Annotated in this window: 27 protein-coding genes; 13 read left to right on the forward strand and 14 right to left on the reverse strand. The window is 65.1% G+C overall.

Annotation, left to right across the window (positions count from 1 at the left end; genetic code table 11):
• Positions 1-152 precede the first annotated feature (152 nt).
• From AABA84_RS04320 to AABA84_RS04335, 4 genes are read left to right on the forward strand one after another with little or no spacing between them, the layout of a single operon-like run.
• Positions 153-1,037, forward strand: coding sequence for an IclR family transcriptional regulator (locus tag AABA84_RS04320; protein WP_212253778.1), 885 nt, complete (start codon positions 153-155; stop codon positions 1,035-1,037).
• A gap of 1 nt (position 1,038) precedes the next feature.
• Positions 1,039-2,235: a CaiB/BaiF CoA transferase family protein gene (locus AABA84_RS04325; protein WP_212253777.1), complete on the forward strand. Its 1,197-nt coding sequence runs from the start codon at positions 1,039-1,041 to the stop codon at positions 2,233-2,235.
• 53 nt (positions 2,236-2,288) lie between these two features.
• Positions 2,289-3,275 (forward strand): Bug family tripartite tricarboxylate transporter substrate binding protein, encoded by a 987-nt coding sequence (locus AABA84_RS04330; protein ID WP_212253776.1) that lies wholly within the window; start codon positions 2,289-2,291, stop codon positions 3,273-3,275.
• A gap of 19 nt (positions 3,276-3,294) precedes the next feature.
• Positions 3,295-4,515, forward strand: coding sequence for an ABC transporter substrate-binding protein (locus AABA84_RS04335; RefSeq protein WP_212253775.1), 1,221 nt, complete (start codon positions 3,295-3,297; stop codon positions 4,513-4,515).
• A 31-nt stretch (positions 4,516-4,546) separates the two neighbouring features.
• On the opposite strand, the gene AABA84_RS04340 is transcribed toward AABA84_RS04335, so the two are convergent.
• The 3 genes from AABA84_RS04340 to AABA84_RS04350 form a co-directional block, all read right to left on the reverse strand.
• On the reverse strand, positions 4,547-4,813 hold the full coding sequence (locus AABA84_RS04340) for a hypothetical protein (RefSeq protein ID WP_212253774.1): 267 nt from the start codon (positions 4,811-4,813) through the stop codon (positions 4,547-4,549).
• 225 nt (positions 4,814-5,038) lie between these two features.
• Entirely contained in the window at positions 5,039-5,530 is a 492-nt protein-coding gene (locus AABA84_RS04345; RefSeq protein ID WP_212253773.1) for an SRPBCC family protein, read from the reverse strand.
• Positions 5,530-5,919: an ArsR/SmtB family transcription factor gene (locus AABA84_RS04350; RefSeq protein ID WP_028140935.1), complete on the reverse strand. Its 390-nt coding sequence runs from the start codon at positions 5,917-5,919 to the stop codon at positions 5,530-5,532. The genes AABA84_RS04345 and AABA84_RS04350 overlap by 1 nt, the downstream gene beginning before the upstream one ends.
• A gap of 283 nt (positions 5,920-6,202) precedes the next feature.
• Between AABA84_RS04350 and AABA84_RS04355 the strand changes: the two genes are divergently transcribed.
• Entirely contained in the window at positions 6,203-7,264 is a 1,062-nt protein-coding gene (locus tag AABA84_RS04355; RefSeq protein ID WP_338311495.1) for a serine hydrolase, read from the forward strand.
• An 80-nt stretch (positions 7,265-7,344) separates the two neighbouring features.
• Here the strand turns inward: AABA84_RS04355 and AABA84_RS04360 are convergent, their stop codons facing one another.
• Both AABA84_RS04360 and AABA84_RS04365 read right to left on the reverse strand, forming a co-directional pair.
• Positions 7,345-8,169, reverse strand: coding sequence for an outer membrane protein (locus AABA84_RS04360; protein ID WP_212253771.1), 825 nt, complete (start codon positions 8,167-8,169; stop codon positions 7,345-7,347).
• Positions 8,170-8,427: 258 nt separating this feature from the next.
• Positions 8,428-9,132 carry an SDR family oxidoreductase gene (locus AABA84_RS04365; protein WP_212253770.1) on the reverse strand — a complete coding sequence of 235 codons (705 nt, stop codon included), beginning with the start codon at positions 9,130-9,132 and terminating at the stop codon, positions 8,428-8,430.
• A 115-nt stretch (positions 9,133-9,247) separates the two neighbouring features.
• On the opposite strand from AABA84_RS04365, the gene AABA84_RS04370 reads away from it, so the two are divergent.
• Positions 9,248-10,090 carry a GNAT family N-acetyltransferase gene (locus tag AABA84_RS04370; protein WP_212253769.1) on the forward strand — a complete coding sequence of 281 codons (843 nt, stop codon included), beginning with the start codon at positions 9,248-9,250 and terminating at the stop codon, positions 10,088-10,090.
• Here the strand turns inward: AABA84_RS04370 and AABA84_RS04375 are convergent.
• The 7 genes from AABA84_RS04375 to AABA84_RS04405 all read right to left on the reverse strand — a co-directional run bounded on the left by AABA84_RS04375 (position 10,087) and on the right by AABA84_RS04405 (position 13,773).
• Positions 10,087-10,545, reverse strand: a complete 459-nt coding sequence (locus tag AABA84_RS04375) for a hypothetical protein (RefSeq protein WP_338311496.1) — start codon at positions 10,543-10,545, stop codon at positions 10,087-10,089. The two genes, AABA84_RS04370 and AABA84_RS04375, sit on opposite strands and share 4 nt — an antisense overlap.
• A gap of 234 nt (positions 10,546-10,779) precedes the next feature.
• A complete protein-coding gene (locus AABA84_RS04380) occupies positions 10,780-11,073 on the reverse strand; it encodes a hypothetical protein (protein ID WP_212253768.1) in 294 nt (97 codons plus the stop codon).
• A gap of 12 nt (positions 11,074-11,085) precedes the next feature.
• Positions 11,086-11,526: a curlin gene (locus AABA84_RS04385; RefSeq protein ID WP_283814301.1), complete on the reverse strand. Its 441-nt coding sequence runs from the start codon at positions 11,524-11,526 to the stop codon at positions 11,086-11,088.
• Between the two features lie 67 nt (positions 11,527-11,593).
• Positions 11,594-12,004 (reverse strand): curlin, encoded by a 411-nt coding sequence (locus tag AABA84_RS04390; RefSeq protein ID WP_212253766.1) that lies wholly within the window; start codon positions 12,002-12,004, stop codon positions 11,594-11,596.
• Between the two features lie 26 nt (positions 12,005-12,030).
• Positions 12,031-12,423 (reverse strand): curlin, encoded by a 393-nt coding sequence (locus tag AABA84_RS04395; RefSeq protein ID WP_338311497.1) that lies wholly within the window; start codon positions 12,421-12,423, stop codon positions 12,031-12,033.
• A gap of 121 nt (positions 12,424-12,544) precedes the next feature.
• Complete coding sequence (locus AABA84_RS04400; protein ID WP_212253764.1) at positions 12,545-12,946, reverse strand: curlin subunit CsgB; 402 nt, start codon at positions 12,944-12,946, stop codon at positions 12,545-12,547.
• A gap of 179 nt (positions 12,947-13,125) precedes the next feature.
• The gene (locus tag AABA84_RS04405) at positions 13,126-13,773 is read right to left on the reverse strand and encodes a response regulator transcription factor (protein ID WP_212253763.1); all 648 of its coding nucleotides are present in this window, start codon (positions 13,771-13,773) and stop codon (positions 13,126-13,128) included.
• 632 nt (positions 13,774-14,405) lie between these two features.
• On the opposite strand from AABA84_RS04405, the gene AABA84_RS04410 reads away from it, so the two are divergent.
• The 5 genes from AABA84_RS04410 to AABA84_RS04430 all read left to right on the forward strand — a co-directional run bounded on the left by AABA84_RS04410 (position 14,406) and on the right by AABA84_RS04430 (position 21,213).
• Positions 14,406-15,833 (forward strand): efflux RND transporter periplasmic adaptor subunit, encoded by a 1,428-nt coding sequence (locus tag AABA84_RS04410; protein ID WP_338311498.1) that lies wholly within the window; start codon positions 14,406-14,408, stop codon positions 15,831-15,833.
• On the forward strand, positions 15,830-16,555 hold the full coding sequence (locus tag AABA84_RS04415) for an ABC transporter ATP-binding protein (RefSeq protein ID WP_338307273.1): 726 nt from the start codon (positions 15,830-15,832) through the stop codon (positions 16,553-16,555). The genes AABA84_RS04410 and AABA84_RS04415 overlap by 4 nt, the downstream gene beginning before the upstream one ends.
• Entirely contained in the window at positions 16,552-17,775 is a 1,224-nt protein-coding gene (locus tag AABA84_RS04420; protein WP_338311499.1) for an ABC transporter permease, read from the forward strand. The genes AABA84_RS04415 and AABA84_RS04420 overlap by 4 nt, the downstream gene beginning before the upstream one ends.
• A 51-nt stretch (positions 17,776-17,826) precedes the next feature.
• Positions 17,827-18,138: a response regulator transcription factor gene (locus AABA84_RS04425; protein WP_212253759.1), complete on the forward strand. Its 312-nt coding sequence runs from the start codon at positions 17,827-17,829 to the stop codon at positions 18,136-18,138.
• Between the two features lie 1,221 nt (positions 18,139-19,359).
• The gene (locus AABA84_RS04430) at positions 19,360-21,213 is read left to right on the forward strand and encodes an alkaline phosphatase family protein (protein WP_212248947.1); all 1,854 of its coding nucleotides are present in this window, start codon (positions 19,360-19,362) and stop codon (positions 21,211-21,213) included.
• Between the two features lie 84 nt (positions 21,214-21,297).
• Here AABA84_RS04430 and AABA84_RS04435 read toward each other — a convergent pair whose 3' ends face one another.
• Complete coding sequence (locus tag AABA84_RS04435) at positions 21,298-21,870, reverse strand: hypothetical protein (RefSeq protein WP_212248948.1); 573 nt, start codon at positions 21,868-21,870, stop codon at positions 21,298-21,300.
• Between the two features lie 393 nt (positions 21,871-22,263).
• Between AABA84_RS04435 and AABA84_RS04440 the strand changes: the two genes are divergently transcribed.
• Positions 22,264-22,923, forward strand: a complete 660-nt coding sequence (locus AABA84_RS04440; RefSeq protein ID WP_212248949.1) for a peroxiredoxin — start codon at positions 22,264-22,266, stop codon at positions 22,921-22,923.
• A 132-nt stretch (positions 22,924-23,055) separates the two neighbouring features.
• On the opposite strand, the gene AABA84_RS04445 is transcribed toward AABA84_RS04440, so the two are convergent.
• The gene (locus AABA84_RS04445; RefSeq protein ID WP_338311500.1) at positions 23,056-24,786 is read right to left on the reverse strand and encodes a methyl-accepting chemotaxis protein; all 1,731 of its coding nucleotides are present in this window, start codon (positions 24,784-24,786) and stop codon (positions 23,056-23,058) included.
• A 166-nt stretch (positions 24,787-24,952) separates the two neighbouring features.
• On the opposite strand from AABA84_RS04445, the gene AABA84_RS04450 reads away from it, so the two are divergent.
• Positions 24,953-26,344 carry a cryptochrome/photolyase family protein gene (locus AABA84_RS04450; RefSeq protein WP_338311626.1) on the forward strand — a complete coding sequence of 464 codons (1,392 nt, stop codon included), beginning with the start codon at positions 24,953-24,955 and terminating at the stop codon, positions 26,342-26,344.
• Positions 26,345-26,363 lie beyond the last annotated feature (19 nt).

Raw genomic sequence — 26,363 nt, forward strand, 5'->3', positions numbered from 1 at the left:
ATGCAATCGCGACAAAAATCCGTGTGTTCGGCCGACCCGGTGCGTCCTTCAACAAAAACGTCGACGCAATCTCTGTGTCCACATATCGGACAATTTTGCCATTATCGCTGAATCTATTGGACAGAGGAGATTTCGCCGTCTGATATTCGGGGATGGCCCCGAGAGATTCATCCACACCGCGACATCCGCCCTCCTCCGCCGCCGCCGTGCTGGCGGACAGTGTCGATGACGCCGCCTTCGCGACGACGCTGGCAAAGGGGCTTGTCGTGCTCGAAGCATTCAAGGCGGGAAACACGCTGCTGGGCAACATGGAGCTGTCGACGCTGACGGGCATCCCGCGCCCGACGGTGGCGCGGCTGACGCACACGCTGGCCGAGCTCGGCTACCTCCGTTACGACGCCGAGCGCGCCAAGTACCGCGTCGGTGCGCGGGCGCTGCGGATGGCGCATCCTCTGCTGGCCGGAATGCAATTTCGCCAGATGGCACGGCCCATGATGCAGGAGCTGGCGCTCAGCGTCCGCGGCACGGTCTCGATCGGCCTGCTCGACGCGACCTCGATGATCTATGTCGAGACCGCACGCTCCGGCGACGTCGGACCGCACGCGCCCGACATCGGCATGCCGATTCCCGTGGCGATGACCGCCATGGGCCGCGCGGCGGCGGCGACCTTGCCGCAGGCCGATGCAGACCGGCTCGAACGGAACATCGCCGCCGAAGATCCCGAGCTGTGGTCGGCCTTTCGCGACAAATACCGGGCGGGGATCGCGCAATGCAGAAGCCGCGGCTTCTGCACCTGCTGGGGCGAGTACATGGCCTCCATCCATGCCGTCGCCGCGCCGCTGTTTCACGCGAGCGAATCGAAGCAGTCGTTCTCGATCAATTGCGGCATCCCCGCCTTCCGGCTCCAGCCGGGCCAGCTGGAGGGCGAGATCGGTCCGCGCATCGCGGCACTCGCCGACAGCATCCGCGCCATCGTCGGACAGGCAGAGCCAGCGCCGCCGCGCAAGACCAAGAAAATCACAAGCGCCGGAAAGTGACATGGCTGGACCGCTCGAGGGACTGAAGGTTCTCGACATCGCGACGATCATTGCAGCGCCCTTCGCAGCAACGCTGCTGGCCGACTACGGCGCCGAGGTGCTCAAGATCGAGATGCCCGGCCACGGCGACGGCGTAAGGTCGTTTCCCCCGTTCAAGGACGGCAAGCCGCTGTGGTGGAAGGCGGCCAACCGCAACAAGAAGTTCGCTACGCTCGATCTGCGCACCGGGGAAGGACTTGCGCTGTTCAAGCAGCTGCTTCCGCGCTTCGACGTGCTGATCGAGAATTTCCGTCCCGGAACGCTCGATCGATGGGGCTTGCCTAAGGAGGTGCTGTGGTCGATCCAGCCGCGCCTCGTGATCCTGCGCGCCACCGCCTTCGGGCAGGATGGCCCCTATCGCGAGCGACCCGGCTTTGCCCGCATCTTCGAGGCCATGGGCGGGCTCACCTACATCACGGGGGAGAGCGACGGCGAACCGACCCATCCGGGCTACCCGATCGGGGATTCGATCGGCGGCCTGTTCGGCGCCGTCGGCATACTCGCGGCGCTGTGGAAACGGGCGCGCGACCCCGATGCGCCCGGCGAGGAGATCGATCTTTCGCTCACTGAGGCCACCTTCCGCCTGCTCGACGTCCTCGCCATCGAGCACGATCAGCTCGGCACCGTTCGCAGCCGCATCGGCAATTCCAACGGCTATTCGGCGCCGGCCGCCGTGTTCCGCACCGGCGACGACCACTGGGTGACGCTCGCAGGTTCGACCAACGCGCTCTTTGCCGCGAATTGCCGCGCGATCGAGCGGCCCGACCTGGTCACCGATCCGCGCTTTTCCAGCAACGACCGGCGCGTCCAGCACGCTCCCGAGCTCAACAGCATCTTCGCCGCCTGGTGTGCCGCGCATCCCCTCGACGAGGTCCTCGCGCGATTCAACGCCGCGCAAGGAACGCTCGCCCCGATCTATTCGATCGACCAGATCGCGGGCGACCCGCAAGTGAAAGCGCGCGAGGTGATCACCCGCGTTGCCGACAAGGATTTCGGCACCGTCGCCATGACCAATGTCGTTCCGCGCTTCGCCAATGATCCCGCGCGATTGCGTCACGCCGCCGGTGACGTCGGCGAGGATAATGACGAGGTGTTTCGCAATTGGCTCGGCCTTTCGGACCAGGAGATCGAAAGGCTCACCGAGCGAAAGGTGATCTGAACGTAACAAGAAGACCAACAAAAATAGACAAGAAAATAGGGAGGAAGAAAACAGTGACATCATTCAACGTCACACGCCGAACCCTGCTGGGCACGCTCGCGGGCGGCCTCGCCGCCGGCTCGGGCCTGACGGCCCAGGCCGAGGATGCTTGGCCCTCGCGCCTGGTGCGGCTGATCTCGCCCTACGGGCCCGGTGGCTCCAACGACATCTCGCTGCGCCTGCTGGCCGAAGAGTTCGGCCGCAGCCTGCGTCAGCAGTTCATCGTCGAGAACAAGCCGGGTGCCGGCACCCGCATCGCCAACGACATGGTCGCCCATGCTCCGGGCGACGGCTACACCATTCTCTACGTCGCAGCCCCCTACGCGACCGCCGAGGCGCTGTTCGGCAAGCTGACCTATGACCGCGGGGATCTGCAGCCGGTCGCAATGGTCGTGGTCGCGCCGCTGTTTCTCATCATCAGCGCAGACGCGCCGTTCAAGACGCTCCCCGAACTGATCGCCTACGGCAAATCGAAACCGGACGGGCTGACCTTCGCGTCTCCCGGGGCCGGCTCACAGCCGCACCTTGCCGGAGAGCTCCTGTTTCGCGACGCCGGCGTCAAAGGCCTGAACATTCCGTTCCGGGGCGATGCCGCCTCTTACACCGAGCTGCTCGCCGGGCGCGTCGATGCCACACTGACGGCGCTGCCGACCGCCCTGCCCTACATCCAGAGCGGCAAGTTCACCGTGCTCGGCGTCGCCTCGCCCGAGCGCAGCGCGCTCTACCCGCAAGCGCCGACACTGCGCGAGCAGGGTTTTCCCAACGTGGCTGCCGCGGGCTGGTACGGCTTCATGGCGCCAGCCACGACGCCGCGCGCGATCGTCGACAAGCTCCAGGCCGAGATCCTGCGCGCGCTCGCCGAGCCTGCGATCAAGGACAAGCTGACCGCCCAAGGCCTCGAAGTGCGTGCCGGCACCGCGGCCGAGTTCGGCCAGTTCATCGACGCCGAGACGCAGAAATGGACCAAGCTGATCCGCGACGCCGGTCTCAAGGGCGAATAGCAATCGGAAAGGACCGGACATGACGAGCACTCTTCTCAAACACATCGCGGCCTCCGCACTGCTTCTCGCGCTCTCGAGCGCGGCAGCGCAGGCGCAGAAGACATACGATGCCGGCGCGTCCGACGCGGCGATCAAGGTCGGTCAGACCGTGCCGCTCAGCGGCCCGGCCTCGGCCTATGCCGTGATCGGCAAGACCCAGGCCGCCTATATGAAGATGATCAACGACCAGGGCGGCGTGAACGGCCGCAAGGTCGAGTTGATCCAGTATGACGATGCCTATTCGCCGCCGAAGACCGTGGAGCAGACCCGCAGGCTGGTCGAAAGCGACGAGGTGCTGCTGACGTTCCAGATCATCGGCACCGCGCCGAACGTCGCCGTGCAGAAATATCTCAACGCCAAGAAGATCCCCCAGCTGTTTGCCGCGACCGGCGCTGCGCGCTTCACCGATCCCAAGAACTTTCCCTGGACCATGGGCTTCAACCCCTCCTATCTCGTCGAGGGCCGCATTTACGCGCAGTACCTGCTGAAGAACCACCCGAACGCCAAGATCGGCGTGCTCTACCAGAACGACGACCTCGGCAAGGATTATCTCGCCGGCCTCAAGGCCGGCCTCGGCGACAAGGCGAAGATGGTCGTGGCCGAGACCTCCTATGAGATCACCGAGCCGACGATCGACTCGCAGATCCTGCGGCTGAAGGATGCCGGCGCCGATGTGCTGTTCAGCGCCACGACGCCGAAACAGGCCGCGCAGGCGATCAAGAAGGTCGCCGAGATCGGCTGGAAGCCGCTGCACATCATCGACATCAACGCCTCCTCGCTCAGCGCCGTGCTGAAGCCGGCAGGTCTGGACAATTCCAAGGGCGTCATCAGCGTCGGTTACGTCAAGGATGCCGCCGATCCCGAATGGAAGGACGATCCCGGCATGAAGCGCTATCTCGCCTTCATGGCGAAATACTATCCCGACGGCGACAAGGATTCGAACCTGAACGTCTACGGTTACATCACCGCGCAGCTGCTGGTTCAGGTGCTCAAGCAATGCGGCGACGACCTCACCCGCGAGAATGTGATGCGGCAGGCGGCCAACCTCAAGAACGTCGAACTCGACCTGACGCTGCCGGGCATCTCGGTCACGACCTCGCCGACCGACTATCGCGTCAACAAGCAGTTCCAGATGGTGCAGTTCGACGGCCTGCGCTGGCAGAAGCTCGGGGACATCGTGACGGACGAAGCGAAGGAGTGAGGCGACGAGAGGCGCAATTCCGGTGCGGCGCTCATTGCCCTCCGGCGAGGCGGCTGCCGGTGCGGATGACATCGGCGCGTTGGTCGACATGTCGCTGATATTCGGAGATCGCGCGATTGGCCATCCGGATCCGGTTGGTCTGCCCCTCCTCGACCATCATGGTGATACGCTGCGCCAGGAACACGCAGGCCTCGAATTCGTCGCCGATGACGCCCGTCCGCGCGAGAAAGTTCCAGGCGATCTCGTAGGCCTGCTCCGCGGCGGGGCTGCGGTAGTCGCTGAAGATAATGTGCGTCATCACCGGCAAAGCCGCAGGAGCGCGATCGTTCCTGTGGCGAGCATCCTGGGCGAGCCGAGTTCATAAAAAGACCACCGGCCGCCCTGGCCTGCCGGTGGTTCATGTCGGCAAGGATTGCGCGCGGCTACGCCGCCTGGCGCTGACGTGACAGGAACTCCATCGTCACCTTCTCGACATTGGAGTCGATCCAGGCGGCCATGCGCTTCGCCGGGACCGCTTTGGTCCTCAACGCTTCATCCCCGCCACATAGGCGGCCAGCTTGTCGAGCGTCTGATAGCCGTATTCGACGGCGCCGAAGCCGATCATGCCATCGCGCTGCGCTGTGCTCGAGGCCAGCTGGCGCATCATCAGCACGGTCTTGCCGTTGCTCTGCTCGGCAAAGGTGACGGTGAAGCGGAACATGCCGGGATCCTCGTCCTGGTCGACGCCGTGATCCATCTCCATCAGGTGCGGCCGCTCGATGCGGCGGAAGCGCATGCGGTTCGGATAGACCGTGCCATCGGGGCCGATCATGTTGAAGCGCCAGACACCGCCGACGCGAACGTCGATCTCGAAGGTCTCGACCTTGAACCCCTTCGGCCCGAACCATTGCGGCAGATGCTTCGGGTCGGACCAGGCCTCGAACACCAGATCGCGCGGCGCGTCGATCACGCGCGACATCACGATCTCACGGTCGAGCGACCATTGCGACAGAGCGGGATTGGCAGAATTCGTCATCACTCAGAACCTTTCCGTTTGGTTGTTCGGGACGGCCGCCTGGCGGCCGCCCTCTCCTTCTCTTTCTTGAGCTTCATCACATAGGCTTCGAACCGGTCGAGCCGCGCCTCCCAGATCGCGCGCTGTTGCTGGAACCAGTCCTCCGCACCGAGCAGCGCATCCGGGCTGAGACGGCAGGTGCGCACGCGGCCGGATTTCTCCGACAGCACGAGCCCGCTCGTCTCCAGCACATGGATGTGTTTCATGAAGCTCGGCAGCGCCATGGCGAACGGATCGGCGAGCTCGCCGACGGAGGCCTCGCCGGCACACAGCCGCATCACGATCGCCCGTCTGGTGGGATCGGCGAGCGCTGCGAAGACCTGATCGAGGCGGGGCGATTGGTTAGCCATGAAGCTAACTATAGAGCCGCCAGGTCGCATGTCAATAATTGTTAGCTTATAGGCTAAGTAATTCAATCGCAGGCGGGAAGCGGAACCTGAGACGCGCAATCGTGAATTGGGCCGCCGGACGCTTCGCGCTAAACGAGACTGGGGCACCATTGCATCATTCGCAGGGTCCGTGCCGTCTGTTGTCACATCATCATCTCTCACCCGGCGGGCGCTCGCCCGGGCCGCGCTTGTTCCCCTCGCGATCGGGCTCGGCCGGCCGCGCCGCGCCTTGGCGGATTCCGACATGATCGCGCAGATGCGCGACATCGTCGCGAGCGAGCTGGCGCCGACCGTAACGCCGGACCATGCGGGCGGCCTTGCCGCCGCCCTCTATGCCGGACGCCATGTCGAGTTCTTCAACTACGGTCTTGCCGATGGTGCCACCAAACGGAAGGTGACGCCGGACACGCTGTTCAACCTCGCGTCTGTAAGAAAACCGTTCGAAGCGACGCTGGTCGCTCTCGGTACGCTCCGCGGCGAGCTGCGGCTCGACGACCGCGTCCATCAATATCTTCCCGAGCTCGACGGCGATTACATCCGCCGCGTCAGCGTCGGCGAATTGGTCACCCACACCTCGGGGCTGTTGCTGCCGACCGACCATCCGCCCTGGCCGAACGATCAGTTCACGCGCGAGCAGTTCATCGCGATGCTGAACGGCTTCGCGCCGGCACCCGGCGTCGCACCCGGCCGGCAGCGCATCTACAGCCATGCCGGCTACGTGCTGCTTCAGCTCGTGCTCGAGCGCTGCTACGGCACGCCGATCGGCGCGTTGATCCAGCGCCACATTCTCCGCCCCCTCGCCATGGAAGCCAGCTTCATCCCCGAGCGCGGCGCGGACAATCGCGCCGTCATGGACGGGGCCTGGATGCAGCGCGTGGTCCAGGGCTATTCCGACCAGGGCACGGCGATCGGCCCAATCGGCGACCAGCAGAGCTATTTTGACTTTCCCGGCACCGGCCAGATGTTCTCCTCCGCCCGGGATCTTGCCGCCTTCGCGGCGGCCTGCGTCGACGGCCGGACGATCGATCCACAATTGCGCGAGGCGCTGCGGATGACACAGCGCGAGGTCTTCCGCGTCGACGACAGGTTCGGACAGGGCATGGCCTGGGAGACCGTGCGTCTGCCGGGCGTCACCGTCATCGACAAGCCCGGCGGCCTCAACAACGCGTCCGGCTATATCGGGCTCGTGCCGGCGCGGCGGATCGCCATCGTCCTGCTCGCCAACCGCGCCGAATACCCGCACGAGATCGCGCGCTACAAGATCCTGCCCGCGCTGGCGCATCTGCTGGCATCGCACGCAGGCTGAGCTTCACAACAGAAAGCCTTTTCACAACAGAAAGCCCCGGCCGAGCCGGGGCTTTCCACACCAGAATCGGAACGGGATGCTCAGTATCTGGCGACGACCGGTCCGCCGAACTTGTAGTTCACGCCGACGCGCACGATGTTCGACTTGAGATCGACCGAATGGGTGAAGGTCTGGGCCGGCAACGCCACACCGACGTTGAAATTGTTGCTGGTCATGCTGCTACGGCCAAGATCGACGTAGAGATATTCGGCCTTAAGCGACCAGCCGTTGCCCACGGCGTACTCACCGCCGACGCCTGCTGTCCAGCCGACGCGGGTGTCGCGGATCGCTCCGGACTCGGTCGCGCCAGCAAAGGTGTCGGTGAAGCTGAAGTTGCCCCTCACCTCGGCGATGGCGGCGCCGCCGGTGGCGTAGATCAGCCAGCTCGGCGTCGCGAGGAAGCCGATGCGGCCGCGAATGGTGGCGAGCCAATCGGCCGAGACCGACGAATTGACCGTGAAGGTGGTCGGCGCGCAGCAGGGATACACGGCGGTGCTGCTCGCGCTGCCCTTGAAGCCGAAATAGTTGATGTCGCCCTCGAGGCCGAGCACGGCGTTGTTGACCTGCCAGTTGTAGCCGGCGGTGAAGCCGCCGGTCACGCCGGAGCTGTTGATGTGCTGGGCGCCGGCCGCCGCGATGGCGGGCACGCTCGAATCCGCGAAATAGGCGGCCACCGGAAACAGCGTGGTGGTGGCGGGGTTCGCGCTGCCCCACTGCCCGCCGACATTGCCGCCGACGTAGAAGCCGGTCCAGTTATAGACTGGCGCGGCCACCGGCGCCTTGGTGTAATGCGCCGCGAGGTCGGCCGCCTGAACGGATGCGGTACCCAAGACCACAGAAGCGATCGCCAGCAAAAACTTGTTCATTCCAGTCTCCTTGCCCCACGCGATTGACCTCGCGTTTCGAATGCGCGCGGGTAAGAGGCAACCGGCGCAGTTAGGGCATAGGGCGTGCGCCACGGCTCGTCTTGGGCTGCGGCGAAGTTCGCAAGGACTGTGACGTAGTGTGCGCCTCGGATCGTGCGAACGGATGACGGGTGTGGCCGAGGAGCCACGCATCAGCCACGACCGGCGGCGCGCAGCACACGCCCGTGTCGCACCACGACAAGCTCGCCAGACCGCGCTTCAGACCGAGCGCGTCAGCCCGCCATCGACGCGGATGTTCTGGCCGGTGATGTAGGCCGCGCCGTCGGAGGCCAGGAACGAGATCGTCGCCGCGATCTCCTCGACCTTGCCGTAGCGCTTCATCGGCACGCTGTCGCGGCGCGCGTCCAGCTGCGGCAGGCTGTCGATCCAGCCCGGCAGGACGTTGTTCATGCGGACGTTGTCGGCGGCATGGGTGTCGGTGAAGATCTTGGTGAAGGCGGCAAGGCCGGCGCGGAACACCGCCGAGGTCGGGAACATCGCGCTGGGCTCGAACGCCCAGGCCGTCGAGATGTTGATAATGGCGCCACCCTTTTGCGCCTGCATGATCGGCGTCACCAGCCGGGTCGGACGGATCACGTTCAGCAAATAGGTGTCGAGGCCGGTGTGCCACTGCTCGTCGGTGATCTCGGTGATGGGCGCACGCGGCCCGTGGCCGGCGCTGTTGACGAGCACGTCGATGCGTCCCCACTTCGCCATGGCGCCGTCGACGAGGCGCTTCACATCGTCATTCTCCTTGTTGGAGCCGGTGACGCCGAGCCCGCCGAGCTCGGCCGCCAGCGCCTCGCCCTTGCCGGAGGATGACAGGATCGCGACGCGAAACCCATCCGCCGCCAGCCGCCGCGCAGCCCCTGCCCCCATGCCGCTGCCGCCGGCGGTAACGAGCGCAACCTTCTCTGCTGCCATGACCGATCATCCCTTCAGTTGAGGCGAGCCGCAGGCTCGGCCTATCATGAGGCCTTCTACCGCCTGACCTGTCGGCAGGTCCATGGTCGAGGGCATCCGTCATGAGCAACCCGAGATGAGTGATTTGCTGATCCGCAATTTGCGCCCCGAGGAGATCTCACTCGCCATTGGCTGGGCCGCGGCCGAGGGCTGGAATCCGGGCCTGGCCGATGCCGCCTGCTTCGCGGTTCCCGACGCACAGGGCTTCTTCGTCGGCGAGATCGATGGCGAGCCGGTGGCGACCGTCTCCTGCGTCAATTACGATGATCGCTTCGCCTTCCTCGGCTTCTACATCGTGCGCGCGGGCTTTCGCGGCGCGGGCCATGGCCTGCGCATCTGGAACGCGGCGATCGCACATGCGGGCGCGCGCGTGATCGGGCTCGACGGCGTCGTGGCGCAGCAGGACAATTACAGGAAATCCGGTTTCCAGCTGGCCTACGCCAATATCCGCTATGGCGGCAGCGTCGCCGTGCCTCCGAAGCCGCCCATTGACGTCGTTGCGCTCGACGCGATTCCGTTTGCGCTTGTGGAAGCCGACGATGCCACCGTCTTCCCGGCCCGGCGTAGCGCCTTCCTGCGCGCCTGGCTCGACACATCAGGCCATGTCGGCCGCGCCCTGGTGCGGGACGGCAAGCTCGAAGCATGGGGCGTGATCCGGCCTTGCCGGACCGGCCGCAAGATCGGCCCGCTCGTCGCCGACGACCGCGCGGCGGCGGAGGCGGTCGTGCAGGCTTTGCTTGCGAGCACCGATGTCGGCGAGATCTTCCTCGACGTCCCCGCCGTCAATCGCGAGGCGATTGCGCTCGCGGAAGCGCTTGGCCTCAAGCCGGTGTTCGAGACCGCGCGGATGTACACGGGAGCGATCCCGCCGCTGCGCATCGACCGCGTCTTCGGCGTGACCAGCTTCGAGTTGGGTTAGTAGCAGCGCGTGATGTTGACGGTATGCTCGCTGCCGCCGCGGCCGGGTACCGTCACCTGCTCCGTCGGGCAGCTCGGCACATAGGGCCGGTCGGACGGCACCACGTTCGGCGGGAAGCGATGCGACCAGTCCCACGGGACATCATAGGTGTAGGTGTAGCGCACATCGGTGGAGACCGGCTGCCCGGCATCGCCGAAGGGCTGGCTGTAGCCGGCGCCGTCGTAGAAGAACCCGCCGCCGCCCGGCCAGTAGACGAAAGGGCTATTCCGCCGATGGAATCGGGCTCCCGGCCCAATCGGCGCACGCGCCATGGCGCCGGGAGGCGCGGCGGTCATCCCGTGCGGCGCGGCGCCGCCGGGTCTGGCAAAACTGTCAACGGGGCTAAGGAGCAGCGCGGCTGCGCTGAGCGAGGCGAATAGCGCCCCAACTGATCTGCCATTGGATCTGGACATCATGATACGCACCAACTCTTTTGGCTTAAGCGACAGCGGCTCCCCGAAAGCTACGCTAGGCCCGGCCGTCGCCCACCCGCAAACGTATAATTAATTATTGGTTAAGGCACGGGATTAACCGGGGAGCAGGTGCGGCAGAACGCCCGGGATTCTGTGCTGATTTCAGACACTTCGTTCCACAGCGTGTCGGCTTCATGACGAGTTGATCGTTCCAGCCGAATGCGTCCGGAACGTGCGTCAGCGGCCCTGCTGCTTGCGCAGCCAATCGAGCATGTCCTGCAAGTTTTCCGGCGCGCTGCCGGTGCCCTGCGTCACGATGGCGGTGTTGCCGCCGCTGCGCCGGTAGACCGTCGTGCGCCCGGGCTCCTTCTCGATTTTGACCTCGGCCTGCGCCGGATCGCCGCTCTGCGTGATCACCGACGTGCCGTTCTCGTCCTGGACCACCGTGGTGTGACCGTCGCCGGCGCCGGCCGGCGCCATCGCGACCACGCTCATGAGTCCTATTCCGGATGCGAGCAGGAGCAATCTCATGTCACACCTCCATCATCGGCTGAACTGAAAGATCGCCAGCCAGTTGAAACGCCCGAACTGCCTTACGGCTCCCGTATTCATGTCTCCGATCTGGAGCAGGAGCGCGTTGGTGGAATTTCCGACCTGGGTGATCTCGGCGGTGTTGCTCGCACCGGATTGACCGATGATCGCATTGGTGGTGCCGCCCACCTGGATCACATTGGCATAGTTGCGCGTGCCGTTCTGGATGATGGTCGCATCCACCGTTCCGGTGCCGCCGATCTGGATCACCCGCGCGATATTGATGCGGCTGTTCTCTTCGATCGTCACGGGCTGAACATTGTCGCCGAACTGCACGACCGTTTCAATGGTCACGTTCCGGTTCGTCACGCTGCGCTGGATCGACCCGGCGCTCGCCTGCGTCGCCGTGCCGATGGCGGCGAGCATCGCCGCCAGGGCCAAGGTGCGCCTCAAGGTTTGTCCGCCGCATCGCATTGCGCTTCCCCGTTCGTTCCCGGCACCGGCGCGTTCGCTTCGCCTGTTACGGGCCGGTCTGGACGATCGTCGAGGCGTTGATCGCGCCGAATTGCGCCACCGTGCCCGCATTCATCGTGCCGAGCTGCGATATCAGGCTCGCCGTCGACTGGCCGGCCTGACCGACGAAGGCGAGATTGTTCGTTCCGGCCTGCCCGATCGATGCGGAATTCGTTCCGCCGAATTGCAGGACGCCGGTGGCATTGTTGGTGCCGTTCTGCGTCACTGTCGCGCTGGTGCTGCCGCCGATCATGAACACGCCCGCCATGTTGAGCTGACTGTTCTGGTTCAGCACCACGGGCGGCCCGCCGACAGAGACGATGGTCTTGATGTCGGCGGTCTGGGCACCGGCTGATCCGGTGCCCGCCGAGCACAGAGCGAGCACGACGGCGCCCGCGCGTCCCAAATGATGTTTCATGACATGCCTCGTCACTTCGGGTCGGCTCACGGAGCCTGCTGGATGATCGTCGAGCCGTTCAGGATTCCGAGCTGGCCAACTCCGGCGGCATTGTTCGCACCGATCTGGCCGATCAGGCTCGAATTGGAGCCGCCGACCTGGCCGGCCAGCGCGGTGTTGGACGCCGTCGCGGTCGTGCCGCCCTGCCCGATCACCGAATTGTTGACGGTCAGGAGCGAGCCCATCTGCAAGGTGGTCGCCGTATTGGTGGCGCCGAACTGCATCGTCGTGGCGCTGTTGCTGGTGCCGCCGCTCTGCGAAATGAACGAAGTGTTGGTCGTTCCGAATTGCAGCACGCTGGCGGTGTTGCCGGCGTTTGCATCGGCGGCCGTCAGCGCACCGAGCGCCACGACCGTTGCAATGAAATAGGTGATCCGCATGTCATTTCCTCCGCGACAATGGGCGGGCTATCGCAATTGATCAGCCGGCCGGATTGCGGTGCATTCGAGAATGGCGCGGACGCACCGCAACTGGGTGCGCCCGGCCGACGAGTACGTTGGGTCAGTGCGCCGTCTGCGAGACGGTGCTGCCGTTGACGCCGAACACGCTGAGCTGGCCGACGGCGGCGGAGTTGTTCTGCAGCGCGGGAGGCCCGAACGAGTTCTGGGTGATCGCGCTGCCGTTGTTGCCGAACGCCACCTGGCCGGTGGTCGCCGTGTTCTGCACGCCGATCTGGTTGACCGTGCTGCCGTTGTTGAGCGAGGCAGAGCTGGTTCCCTGCATCGTCGTCGCAGTGTTCACGATGCCGAGCTGGCTGGTCGAGGAAGTGTCATTGGTGAGGCCCTGCTGCGAGACGCTCGAACCGTTCACGACGCCGACCTGCACCGTGGTCGAGGTGTTGGCGGCCTGCGCCGCGGAGGACAGGGCAAACAATGCAACGGAAGCAATAAGCAATTTGCGCATGGAGTATTCCTTTCTGGCCAAGTTGTCTGACTGGGTTCGGATGCCGTCTTGGAAGAGGCCGACATCGTAGGAATACTGTGAACCGATCGTGGCCTGCGCGACAGACTGCAGTTCATGCTAATCGGTACGGACTAGACATTGCGCAAAAATGTCGGCGCATCGAAGCGCAAGAGCGGCCTCTAGCCCGTGCCGGCGCGAATCGTCTCCGCTTCGCGCCCCATGCTGTCGATCAGCCGCACCACTTCGATCGGCGTACGCAGCTCCAGCTTCCGCATCATCCTGGCGCGATGGACCTTTGCCGTCACCTCGCTCACGCCGAGCCTGGCCGCGATCTGCTTGGCAACCAGCCCTTCGGCCATCAGCAGCATGATCTCGCGCTCTCTCGCCGTCAGCGTCTCGACGCGCTGGCGGGCTTCACGCACCACATCCTCGCGTTCCAGCCGCCTGCGGTCGCGCTCGATGCCATGCCTGATCGCATCGAGGATCTCCTGCTCGCGAAAGGGTTTTGGCAGAAACTCGACCGCGCCGCGCTTCATGGCCTCGACCGAGACGCGGACGTCGGAATGGCCGCTGATGAAGACGATCGGAATCGGCACGCCCGTCTCGGCGAGCCGGCGCTGAAGCTCGAGGCCGGTCGGCGAGGTGCCGGGAAAGCGGACGTCGAGCACGAGGCACGACGGCCCGGGCGAAATACTTTCCGCGAGGAACTCTTCCGTCGAGGCGAACAACTTCACCCGGTGTCCGGTCTCCTCGCAGAGATTTCCGATCGCGGTTCGAATCTGAATTTCGTCGTCAACAACATAAACTATGGCTTGATCTGAACCCATTGCAACGGACTCCTCGTCTTGGGGCTCGATGAGCAGGCATCGAGCCATCCATTCTTCTTGCAAGCGCAGACAAGGTGCTTGGATGAATTCGCGGGGTCCGGGCGAAGCGCATCGGTCCACCGGTTCGACGTCTTAGAGCCAACACCCGCTCGTGACGAGTGAAGGCGTTCACACATCGGGCTTCGTGATCGGAGGGAATTGAGCTCGCCTCCGTTCGCGTCGCGACGGCGTGCGATATCGGGGAATGCGGCAATCCGGTGTTGTGGAGTCCGGTCGCGTGGAGTCCGGTCGCGTGATCGCGGTCTCGCCAACTGCATCATGGCATCATCACTCATGTGCCGAGTTGAACGCCGGGCGCCGGCCGCTTTCGGCCGGAGCAGACGGGACGTTCAGTCAGCTTATCGAGTTCGATACCGCGCGCGTCATATCGATACGCTTCGTATGCATCTCCAGCAAATCACGAAAAGTCGCACCCCTGCGCCTTTACTACTGGATCATCAGGCGCACCCGACCGACGCCCCGACGAGAACGACATACTGACGATCGATACTACCTTAGATGATTTACAACCATAGCGAGCTTGCCATTTTTTCCTGCCGCAACGAAGCCATTTCAACGAGGCGGGTTTTGATATGCGATTTGTGCCAGTTATTGCCTTGCTTGGAACTGCATGCAGCCTCGCCGCGGTCACCACCGTGGGGCCGGCTGTCATCACCGGCGCGACCGGGAGGGCTGCGGACAAGGCGGCGCACGCCTTGGAATCGACCAGGCGCCTGCTCGTGCCCACTGGGCGTGAAGCTCAGACATTCGGGTCCGATTCGCCCGTGTTCCGCTATGCCTCGATTCAACGCGGCAGCATCGAGCAGACCGTCACCGTCACCGGTGCCCTGCAGCCGGTCAAGACGATCGAGGTCGGTTCCCAGCTGTCCGGGCAGCTCGCCCGGGTCTATGTCGATTTCAACGACACCGTCGCCAAGGATCAGCCGCTCGCCTTGATCGATCCGCGCAGCTTTGCAGCCAAGGTCGACGAAGCCAGGGCCGCCCTTGCCGTCTCCAATTCGCTCGTCGACATCGCCAGGGCCAAGCTCGATCGCGCCAGGATCGACCTGCAAAACGCCAGAGGCAGCCGCGACGTGCTCGCCGCCAAGCTCGAGAGCGCGCAGGCGGTCAAAACCTCGGCGCAGAAGACCTTGCAACGGAAGCTGGCGCTGCAGTCGCAGAACGTGGTGGCGACGACGACGGTCGACGACGCGCAGACCGAGTTCACCGCACGTCTCGCCCAGGAGCGCGAGGCCGAGGTCCAGATGTCCCTCAACTCCTATTCGGTAGAGGGCGCGCAGGCCGACGTCCGCAGGATCGAGGCGGAGCTGCAACAGGCGCGCATGGCGGTGCCGGAGAAGGCCGCCGTTCTCGCCGCGGCCCAGGCCGATCTCGACCGCACAATGATCCGCTCGCCGATCGACGGCGTCGTCGTCGGCAGGTTCGTCAACGAGGGCCAGACGCTCGCGGTCGGACTGGAATCGCGCACCACCTTCGTTGTCGCCCACCGCCTGGAGGACATGGAGATTCACGCGCAGGTCGACGAAGCCGATATCGGCCGCATCGCCCCCGGCCAGCGCGCCCATTTCACGGTGGATGCCTACCCCGACCGCCGCTTCGAGGCGGTGGTGCGGCAGGTGCGCAAGGCGCCGCAGACCCAGCAGCACGTCGTCACCTACACCGTGGTCCTGGCAACCTCCAATCTCGACGGCGCGCTGCTCCCCGGAATGACTGCGCTGGTGAAGATCGTGATCGAGCGGCAGGACGACGTTCTGAAGGTGCCTCTCGCCGCACTGCGCTTCCAGCCCTCCGGCGCGCGGCAGGATCCTGCTGCACGCAGCGGGGTGTGGCTGCGCACCGCAAGCGGCTCGCTTCAGCGCATCGCGGTGACGGTCGGCGCGGCCGGCACCGAACAAGTCGCCCTCAAGAGCGGAGATCTCGACGAGGGCAGCCAGGTTGCCGTCGGCCAGGCCATCCGTCCGGCGGGCATGGAATTTCTCGGAATCAGGTTCGGATCATGACCGCTTCCCCGCCGCTCATCAGCCTCCAGTCGGTAGGCAGGACCTATCGCACCGACGGAGTGGCGGTCGCCGCCATCCGCAATGTCAGCTTCGACATCGCGCAAGGCGAGATCGTCGCCGTGATGGGACCGTCCGGCTCCGGCAAGTCGACGCTGATGAACATGATCGGGCTGCTCGACCTGCCGAGCGAGGGCGCGGTCTATCTCGAAGGGGCCGATGTCGCCGATCTCTCGGAAGATCGCCGGTCGTCCTTGCGCGCCCGCAGCATCGGCTTCGTGTTCCAGTCCTACAATCTGCTCGCGCGCCACGATGCGATCGAGAACGTCGCGCTGCCGCTGGTCTATTGCGGTGTCGGCCGCAGGGAACGCCTGGCGCGCGCGGAAGCGAGCCTTCAGGCCGTCGGCATGTTGCACCGGGCCCATCATTTTCCGCGGCAGCTCTCCGGCGGCGAGCAGCAGCGCGTCGCGATTGCGCGCGCCCTGATCGCCTCCCCGTTGATCGTGCTTGCCGACGAGCCGACCGGCGCGCTCGACAGCCGTACCGGCGCCGAGATCCTGGCGCTGTTCGCCGCGCTCAACCGGACCGGCCAGACCATCGTGATGATCACGCATGATCCCGGCATCGCGGCGCAGTGCCGCCGCACCATCCACCTGCATGACGGCGAGCTCGTCGCTGACGAGACGCCGGCTCCGGCTCTGCCGAAACGGAGCGCTGCGCCATGACGATGCTCCAGGGATTCCAGATCGCCCTGCACGCCCTCAGGCTCAATCCGCTGCGCAGCTTCCTGACCATGCTCGGCATCGTGATCGGCGTCGCCTCCATCGTGACGGTGTTTGCGATCGGTTCCGGCGCGCAGCTGCGCCTGCAGGAACAGATCCGCTCGATCGGCGCCAACGTGCTGATGATCACCCCCGGCGCGATCTACCAGGGCGGCGTGCGTCTCAAGGACGGCAGCAAGCTGACGATGACGGAGAGTGACGTGCAGGCCATCCTCGAGCAGATTCCGGAAGTGCAAGCCGCGGCCGGCTCGATCGCCGGAACGGCACAAGTCATCCACGAAGGCAAGAACTGGAATACGACGATCAACGGCACGACGACGGGGCACTTCATGGTGCGCGACTGGCAGCTCGCGACCGGCCGCTATTTTTCGGGCACCGAGGAGGCCGGAGCCGGCAAGGTGGTGATCCTCGGCAGCACGGTTGCACGCGAGCTGTTCGCCCCCGGCGACGACCCGATCGGTGCGCAGATCCGGATCATGAAGGTCCCGCTCGAAGTGATCGGCGTTCTCGATCGCAAGGGACCCGCGCAGGACGACGTGGCCTTCGTGCCGCTCGCCACCGCCAAGCTGCGCTTTCTCGGCAGTGCCAGCAACATCAACCGGGATTCGGTTGCCTACATCATCGCCAAGGTCGCCGGCGACGGCCAGATGGCGGGGGCCCGATCGGAGATCGAGAATTTGTTGCGGCAGCGCCACCGCATTCCCGACGGCCTGGAGGACGATTTCAAGGTCCAGGATCCGGCCGCCGCCATGGAAGCGCAGCAGGGTGCGATCCGCACCGTCGCGCTCCTGCTCGTCGCCATCGCCTCGGTCTCGCTGCTCGTTGGCGGCATCAGCATCATGAATGTCATGATCGTGTCGGTCACCGAGCGCACGCGGGAGATCGGCATCCGCCGCGCGCTGGGCGGGCGGATGCGGGACATCCGTCTGCAGTTCCTCTGCGAGGCGCTCGTGCTCTGCCTGCTCGGCGGCGCCATCGGCGTCGCCGGCGGCGTCACGCTCTCGATGACGGTGGCCCGTATGGCAGGATGGGTCACCTCGGTCGACGGTCAAGCGATCGGCCTTGCCCTCGCCTTCTCGATCGCGACCGGCCTCGTCTTCGGTTTCTATCCCGCCCACAAGGCGTCCAAGCTCAGCCCGATCGAGGCGCTCAAGACGGAGTGACAACATGCCGGGAGTCGCCACATCAACCCGCAGTCCAGGGAGGAGCCAGCCATGAGCCGAGATCCGCAGGACTCGATTACACCGACGCCGCGCGAGCGCGAGCTGATGATGTTGATCGCACGGGGAATGCAGAACAAGAATATCGCCTACGAGCTCAAGATCTCGGAGAATACGGTGCGGGCGCATATCGGCAACATCATGCGCAAGTACCGGCTTTCGAACCGGACGCAGATCGCGATCGTGTTTGCCCTGCACGCCGCGCCATCCTCGCTACGCCGCGATCTTGCCCGGGTCGACCGCCATCCGACGGCAACAAAGCCCGCGCAAGCCCCTGCACCACGGGTGCAGACCGCGACGGATTGAATGTCCCGGCCACAATCCCTTGCGTTGCCCGACGGGCAAAACACCCAAGGTATCGGTCAACGCGCCCGGCCGAAAATATTCTACTTTACCGAACTTCGGAAATAACGTATGTGTCGCGCAACTCGGCCCAAGGAAGAGGGGCGTATCGCGATCGTCACGAACGCGGGCTGGGCGGCGGTGGACGTGGGTGACATCGGCGCGAAGGACTTCGCAGGGCGGGCAACCGTGAGCGAAAGTATCGCGCACACGACCGGTGTGATCCGCGTACGGCAAAATCGTGTGGTCCTGGCGCCCGGGGTCTGTGCGCCAAGTCTTGTGGTGATGGGTGTCGTCCAACCGGACGCATCCGTCAGCCATCCGCAAGGCGACGGGGGCAATAGTGCAACGCTCCCCGGGGAGATCACGACATAAGCCGTAAGCCCACTGCGCAGGGAAGGCCGGGATGCTCCGGTTGCCCTGTTACCCGCTATGCATGAAGCACACGCAGTCTGCTCTTGGCATGGCGGTCAATGGGAGCCAACCGGCTCCCGGCCTTCCCTGCGCCCTCTTTCAATGGAGGGTGAAGCGATCAAGCAAAGCTCGGGCGAAATGCGCCGCGAGGATGCGAAGGTGTGTCTGCAAAGTGGAATGCGAGTGCCGAATGCCGCCGCAAGCTCTATCCGTCACCGTCGCCCTGAGGTGCGCGCGCTGCGGCGCGACCGCGTCGCAGAGCAAGCCTCGAAGGGCGACGGCCCGGCTGCACCAGCTCGGCCGCTCATCCTTCGAGGCTCAGCATGCGATGCATCCGCATCGCGCGCTTCGCACCTCAGGATGACGGAATGGATACTGTCCGTGCGGAAAGAGTCTGGATGGCTGGACTTCGCGCGCCGAAACCAAGGTCTCGTGCCCCGGACGCAGCGCAGCGCTCTCCCGGCGATGCAAAGCATCGTCCGGTTTAGCGGTGCGCTGCAGAGCCGGGGCCCATGTAGCAGCACGTGCCGTGGCTTCCTGGGTCCCGGCTCTGCGCAGCAGCGTAAGAACGCTGCAGCGCGTCCGGGACAAGAGCGTGGCGGATGCTGTACTTCACACTCGCGTGGGGGCCGCTCCCCTCCCCAACCCTCTTGCATCGGCGACGGGCCTTGTAACAAAACCGTCATGCAGCGAAACTAAACGAACCGGGGACCGCGGTTGCGGCCCCGGGGGCCGCGGGTTGCGGCCAAGCCGCCTCGCAGGGAGATTTCGATGCGCCGTTCACTGGTGTTGCTGTCCGCCGGACTGACAGTGCTATCCACCGGATTTGCCTCCGCCCAGAACAACACGCCCCGCAATCTGATCCTGTTCATTCCGGACGGTCTGCGCGCGCTGAAGGTCACCCCCGACACGGCGCCCGCCATGGCCGAAATCCGCGACAAGGGCGTCAACTTCAAGAACTCGCACTCGCTGTTCCCGACCTTCACCATGGCCAACGGCTCGGCGATGTCGACCGGTCACTATCTCGGCGATACCGGGGTGTTCTCCAACACGATCTGGACCAACTACACCTCCGTCCCCGCCGGCGACACCGTGGTCCCCTTCATCGAGAACGACGCCGTGCTCGGCGACATCGACGAGCATTTTAGGGGCAACTACCTCAACGAGGACACCATCCTGAAGCTGGCCCGCGACAAGGGGTACAGCACCGCAGCGCTAGGCAAGCACGGTCCGACCTATCAGTTCGATCACACCGACAAGCCTGACAAAGCCGGCCTGCATTCGATCGTGTTCGACGACGCCACCGGCGGCAAGAACGGCGTGGCGCTGTCGGACGAGGTAAAGGACGCCCTGACCAAGGCCGGCCTGCCCACCACCACGCCGCCGCGCGGTGACAATTCCAAGGCAGGCGATGCCAAGACGCCCGGCACGACGTCCGCCAACGTCCCGCAGCAGGCCTATTTCGCCGACGTCGCCGCCAAGGTGGTGCTGCCGATGTTCAAGGCGCGCAACAAGCCGTTCGTGCTGGTGTTCTGGTCGCGCGACCCCGATGGCAGCCAGCACAACACCGGCGACAGCCTCAACCAGATCATGCCCGGCATCAACGGTCCGACCTCGATGGCCGGCATCAAGAACGCCGACACCAACCTTGCCCAGCTTCGCAAGGCGCTGGACGAGCTCGGGCTTGCGGCCTCGACCAACATCATCGTCTCGGCCGACCATGGCTTCTCCACCATCTCCAAGGAGAGCAAGACCAGCCCTTCAGCCAAGGTCAGCTATGACGACACGCCAAAGGACTTCCTGCCGATGGGCTTCCTGGCGCTCGACCTCGCCAAGGCGCTCGACCTGCCGCTATTCGACCCCAACGACAAGAACGCGAAGATCGAGGGCAACAAGCATCCCAAGGCCGGCAACGGCGTGCTCGGCAAGGATCCGGAAAAGCCCGACCTCGTCGTCGCCACCAATGGCGGCTCGGACCTCGTCTATCTCCCGAACAAGGACAAGAAGCTGGCGGCCAAGACCATCAAGGCGCTGCTCGCGCAGGACTATGTTTCCGGCCTGTTCGTCGAGGACTCGCTCGGCCGCTTCCCCGGCACCCTGCCGCTGTCGAGCATCAATCTGCGCGGCAAGGCAGCGACGCCGACGCCGTCGATCGTGGTCAACTTCCGCTCCTATGCCAGCAATTGCGGCGAGGCGCCGACCAACTGTTCGGTGCAGGTCGCCGATACCGTGCTGCGCCAGGGCCAGGGCATGCATGGCAGCTTCAGCCGCGGCGACACCATGAACTTCATGGCCGCGATCGGCCCGGACTTCAAAGCCGGCTATGTCGACGAGCTGCCGGTCAGCAATGCCGACGTCGGCATGACGGCCGCCCAGCTCATGGGTCTGCGCGGCGCACAGAACGGCGGCCTGGTCGGCCGCGTGATGTCGGAGGCCCTGCCCAACGGCATCGTGCCGAAGGCCTATGTTGGCACGCAGAAGTCCAGGCCTGCCGAGGGCGGCCTGATGACCGTGCTGAATTTCCAGCGCGTCGGCAGCCAGCGCTATTTCGACGCCGCCGGCTTCCCGGGCCGCACGCTCGGGCTCGAGGTCGACGCGGGCAAACAAAAAACGGCGGGGAAATAACCCGCCGCTTTCGCTCGCGCCCCGCAGGGGGCGCGAGAACATCTCGGTCGTTACAGGCCCGGATCTTTTACATGCCCGGATCTTCTACATGCCGATGTCGAACACGTTCGGCAATTGGCCCGCCAGGGGCAGCGCGGTGGCGCCGAGGAAGGTCGCCACCATCGCCATCAGGCGGCGGTTGTTGTGGCGCTTGCCGCGCATCTGGCCGGCGATCCACTCCAGCATCTCGCTGTTGACCTTGGAGGCATAGGACGGAGCCCAGCTCTCGATGTCGGTGTCGGCCGACAGCGCGACGCTGCGCGGCGGCACCTTGAGGCCAGAGGCGCTCGCGGCATAGTGGGCAACCGCCTTGGCGAGCAGGTCGTCGAAGCGGCCGCCATCGGTGCGTTCGGTCGCGGCCTCGTTGATCTCGAACAGGACCTCGGCCTCGGTGCGGCTGATTGGCTGGTCGTTGACGGCGGTGGCGGTCAGGATGCGCGTGCACCAGGCGGTGTCATCGGCATCGAGCGAGCGGGAGAAATGGACCCGGCCCTTGGTGGTCGGGCCTTCGCCCGTGATCACGCCGTCGCGCACGATGGAGAGTGCATGGGCCGCGGTATCGCGGCAGGACGGTTCAAGGGACGGCGACTCAGCAGATTTAGGCGCAGCGGCAGACATAGTTCACTTCCAGATTTCTTCTGATCGGCCAGCATTTTCATGCCGGCGTAAAGGGGTGGTTAACGATTCGATACGGGGATCGCGACTTTTCTAGATGGTTGCCAATTGGTCGCTGTCAGGACCATTTTGGTTCTAGGACGCGCCGGGCGAGCGTGATGGAAGTCATAAAAGGCATTATCGGGGCGAGCGAGACCGTGTGACCCCGGGTGGGGCTGTTTCGCCGCAGGTGCCGGTGTAACAATAAGTTGCTAGAAAATCGGCCCTTCGAGGAAGGAATTCACATTTTACTTTAACTGGTTCAGTTGGCGTTCACTTGGCCTTGTAAGACCCCTATAATGAGGGGGACGGCTAGAGACAAATTCTCCAGTATATTCAATATGATGAGGTAGAACCATGACACTTCCGATCGGCACCACCGCACCCGACTTCGAAGCCGAGACCACCGAAGGGAAGATCAAGTTCCACGACTGGATCGGCAACAGCTGGGCGCTCTTGTTCTCGCACCCCAAGGACTTCACGCCGGTTTGCACGACCGAGCTCGGCGCGCTCGCCAAGCTGAAGCCGGAATTCGACAAGCGCGGCGTCAAGCTGATGGGCCTTTCGGTCGACCCGGTCGATCGTCATGCCAAATGGTCGGAAGACATCAAGGAGACGCAAGGCGCGGCTCCGAACTACCCGATGATCGGCGACACCGATTACAATGTCTCGAAGCTGTACGGCATGCTGCCGGCCGCGATCTCGGGCGATCCCCTCACCCGCACCGCCGCCGACAACCAGACCGTCCGCAACGTCTTCATCATCGGGCCGGACAAGAAGATCAAGCTGGTGCTGGTCTATCCGATGACAACGGGGCGGAACTTCCAGGAGATCCTGCGTGTCGTCGACTCGCTCCAGCTCACCGCCAAGCATCGCGTCGCGACGCCGGCCGACTGGAACCAGGGCGAGGACGTGATCATCGCGGGCTCAGTCTCCAACGACGAGGCCAAGACGATCTATCCGCAGGGCTGGAAAGAGCCGAAGCCCTACATCCGCATCGTGCCGCAGCCGAAATAACAACGAACTGTCGTTCCGGGGCGGTGCGAAGCACCGAACTATGGTGCGCACTTGCGCACCTGAGAATCTCGAGATTCCGGGTTCGGCTCTGCGAGCCGCCCCGGAATGACGCTGTGAATTTCGAGCCCTGCTTTACGCCGCCCGCACGCGATCCAGAAAACCGTCGACCTCGGCCTTCAGGTGCAGGCTTTCGCCCGACAACGCCTGGGCCGAGGCAAACATCCGGCTCGAAGTCTCGCCGGTCTCGCTGGCGCCCTTGGCGGCGTATCGGACATTGACGGCGACATCGGCCGTGCCCGAGACCGCGGCGCGAACGCTCGCCACGATGTTGTGGGTCGCGCTTTTCTGCTGCTCGACCGCAGCCGAGATCGAGCCGGCGATGCCGCTGATGCGCTCGATGGTCTGGCTGATCGCCTTGATGGCGACGACCGATTCCTCGGTCGCAAGCTGCATGCTGGCGATCTGGTTCGAGATCTCGTCGGTTGCCTTGGCGGTCTGGCCGGCCAGCGTCTTGACCTCCTGGGCCACCACCGCGAAGCCGCGACCGGCCTCGCCCGCGCGCGCGGCCTCGATGGTGGCGTTCAGTGCCAACAGGTTGGTCTGCTCGGCGATCGAGGTGATCAGCTTGACGACGTCGCCGATGCGCGCGCCCGCCTCGGAGAGCTGCGCAATGCGCTGATCGGTCGCCTCGGCCTGCTGCACCGCCTCGGCGGAAATCTGGTTGGATTCCTGCACGCGCCGGGTGATCTCGGAGATCGATTGAGACAGCTCGTCCGAGGCCGACGCCGCCGAACGCACGTGCTCGGAGGCGTTTTCGGACGCGCCCGCCGACTGCGCCGACAGATCGGCGGTGGAGCGTGCGACGTCGGTCAGTTGCCGTGCCGCGCGCTCGAATTCGCCCGACGAGGCCAGCACCTTGTCGAGGATGCCGCCGACGCTGCCGCGGAACTCCTCGACGAAGCCGCGCAGGTCGGATTTGCGCTGCTCGGCCGCCGCAGCCGTGGCTGCCGCCTGCTCGCTGCGCATGCGCGCCCGCTCCAGCGAATTGCTCTTGAACACGGCGACCGTGCGGGCGATCTCGCCGATCTCGTCGGCGCGATCCTCGCATTCGATCGCGACGTCGCTCTGTCCGTTGGCAAGCGCGGTGAGCGAGTGCGTGACCGAGGTGAGCGGCCGGGTGATGCGGCGGACGACCAGCAGGGTCAGGACCAGCACCAGAAGCGCAGCGAGGCCCGCGGCCACCGCCATGCTCTCGATCGCCTGGGCCAGCATGCTCTCGTACTGGGCCATGGGGATTCCGACATAGAGGATGCCGGCGACCTTGCCAGCCCCGTCCACGATCGGGAAATAGGCGGTCATGAACGACTTGCCGAACAGCGTGGCCGGCCCCTTATAGGCCTCGCCACGGCGCAGCGGCGCCTGCCCCGGATGGTCGGCGGCAAGCTGGGTGCCGACGGCGCGGTTGCCATTTTCTTTCTTCACATTGGTCGAGCGTCGCACGAACTGCCCGCTCGCATCGTCGAACACGAACAGGGTCGCATTGCCGCCGACATAGGACACCGCGCGATCGACGATGGCGTGATCCTTGAAGTCGGGCATCTTGGGGATCTCGGCGCGCGCCACCGCGCCATCCCTCATCGTGATCTTGGCGGCCGGGACGGTCTCGGTAAAGGCCAGTGCCAGCGTGCGCAGATTGACCTCGATGTCGCGCAAGGCGCGATCGTTGAAGGCGGATGTCAACGACCAATAGCCGGCGCCGACCACGAGCGCGGTGTTCATGGCGATCAGCAGTACGGCGCACAGGACCGCCTTGGTGCCGAGCTTGAATTGCGGCAGGCGCTTTGCCGTCGAAAGTTTGGACATGGATGGAACTACCCCCGTAATTCCTGCATATTCGTGCAGCCCGCTTTCGGTCCCATTAACGACGGTTCACACCGCCGCACGCGGCATGCTTTCCAAAGTGTAAACGAGGACGCCCCTGACCACGCCGAGCGCGCCTGTCATCGTCTGGTTTCGCGATGACCTTCGTCTGTCCGACCATCCCGCCCTCCATGCTGCCGTGAAAACCGGCGCGCCGGTGGTCTGCCTCTATGTGCTGGACGAGGCCGCCGGGCGCCCGCCGGGCAGCGCGGCGCGCTGGTGGCTGGCGCAGTCGTTGCGGGCGCTTGGCGCCGAGATCGCCACGCGCGGCGGATCGCTCGTCCTGCGCAGGGGACCGGCGGCCAAGGTCGTCGCCGAATTGGCCCGCGAAAGCGGTGCCCGCGCCGTCCACTGGAATGGAATTGCGCAGGCGCCGCATCAGGCAGTTGAGAGGCAGCTCGAAGCCGCACTGGCAAAGCTCGGCATCGACTCGCAAAGCTTCCCCGGCGACCTCCTCGTCCAGCCCTCGGCGATCCGCAACAAGGAAGGCCGGGGCTTGCGCGTATTCACGCCGTTCTGGCGGCGGGTGCTGTCGCTCGGCGATCCGCCAAAGCCCTTGCCCGCACCGAAGCAGCTGCGCCCTGCGCCGAGGCTTGCGAGCGATGAGCTGGAAAGCTGGGAGCTCGAGCCGGCCGGGCCGGATTGGGCGGGTGGCCTGCGCGAGACGTGGACCCCGGGCGAATCCTCCGCGCGGGCGCGCCTGCGCGATTTCCTCAAGCACACCGCGCGCCGCTATGTCGGCGATCGCGACCGGCCGGATCGGGACGGCACCTCAAGCCTGTCACCGCATCTGCGCTTCGGCGAGCTGAGCCCACGCCAGGTCTGGCACGCGGCGCGGTTCGCCGCGGCCGAGGATCCGTCACGCGGGCCCGGCATCGAAAAGTTCCTGAGCGAGCTCGGCTGGCGCGAATTCTGCCGTCACCTGCTGCACGACCATCCCGACCTCGCCACCGAAAATCTGCAGACGAGCTTCGACGGCTTCCCCTGGAAAGGCGACGAGAAAGCGCTCGTGGCCTGGCAGCGCGGGCACACCGGCTACCCGATCGTCGATGCCGGACTGCGCGAGCTCTGGCACACCGGCGTGATGCACAACCGGGTGCGGATGGTGGTGGCGTCGTTCCTGGTCAAGCACCTCTTGATCGACTGGCGCGATGGCGAAGCCTGGTTCTGGGACACGCTGGTCGATGCGGATGCCGGCAGCAATCCCGCCAACTGGCAATGGGTCGCCGGCTGCGGCGCCGACGCGGCACCCTATTTCCGCGTGTTCAACCCGCAGCTCCAGGGCGAGAAGTTCGATCCGGATGGAACCTACGTTCGGCGCTGGGTGCCGGAGTTGAAGGACATGCCAACCAAGCTGATCCACCGGCCCTGGCAGGCCACGCCGATCGAGCTCGCGAGCGCGGGCATCACGCTCGGCAAGACCTACCCGCAGCCGATCGTCGATCATGCCAGGGGACGCGAGCGCGCGCTCGCCGCCTACGCAAAGATCCGCAGAAGTTGAGCGCTGCTTTGACACAATT

Origin of the sequence: Bradyrhizobium sp. TM239, assembly GCF_036247985.1 — a bacterium.
Classification (GTDB): Bacteria; Pseudomonadota; Alphaproteobacteria; order Rhizobiales; family Xanthobacteraceae; genus Bradyrhizobium; species Bradyrhizobium ottawaense.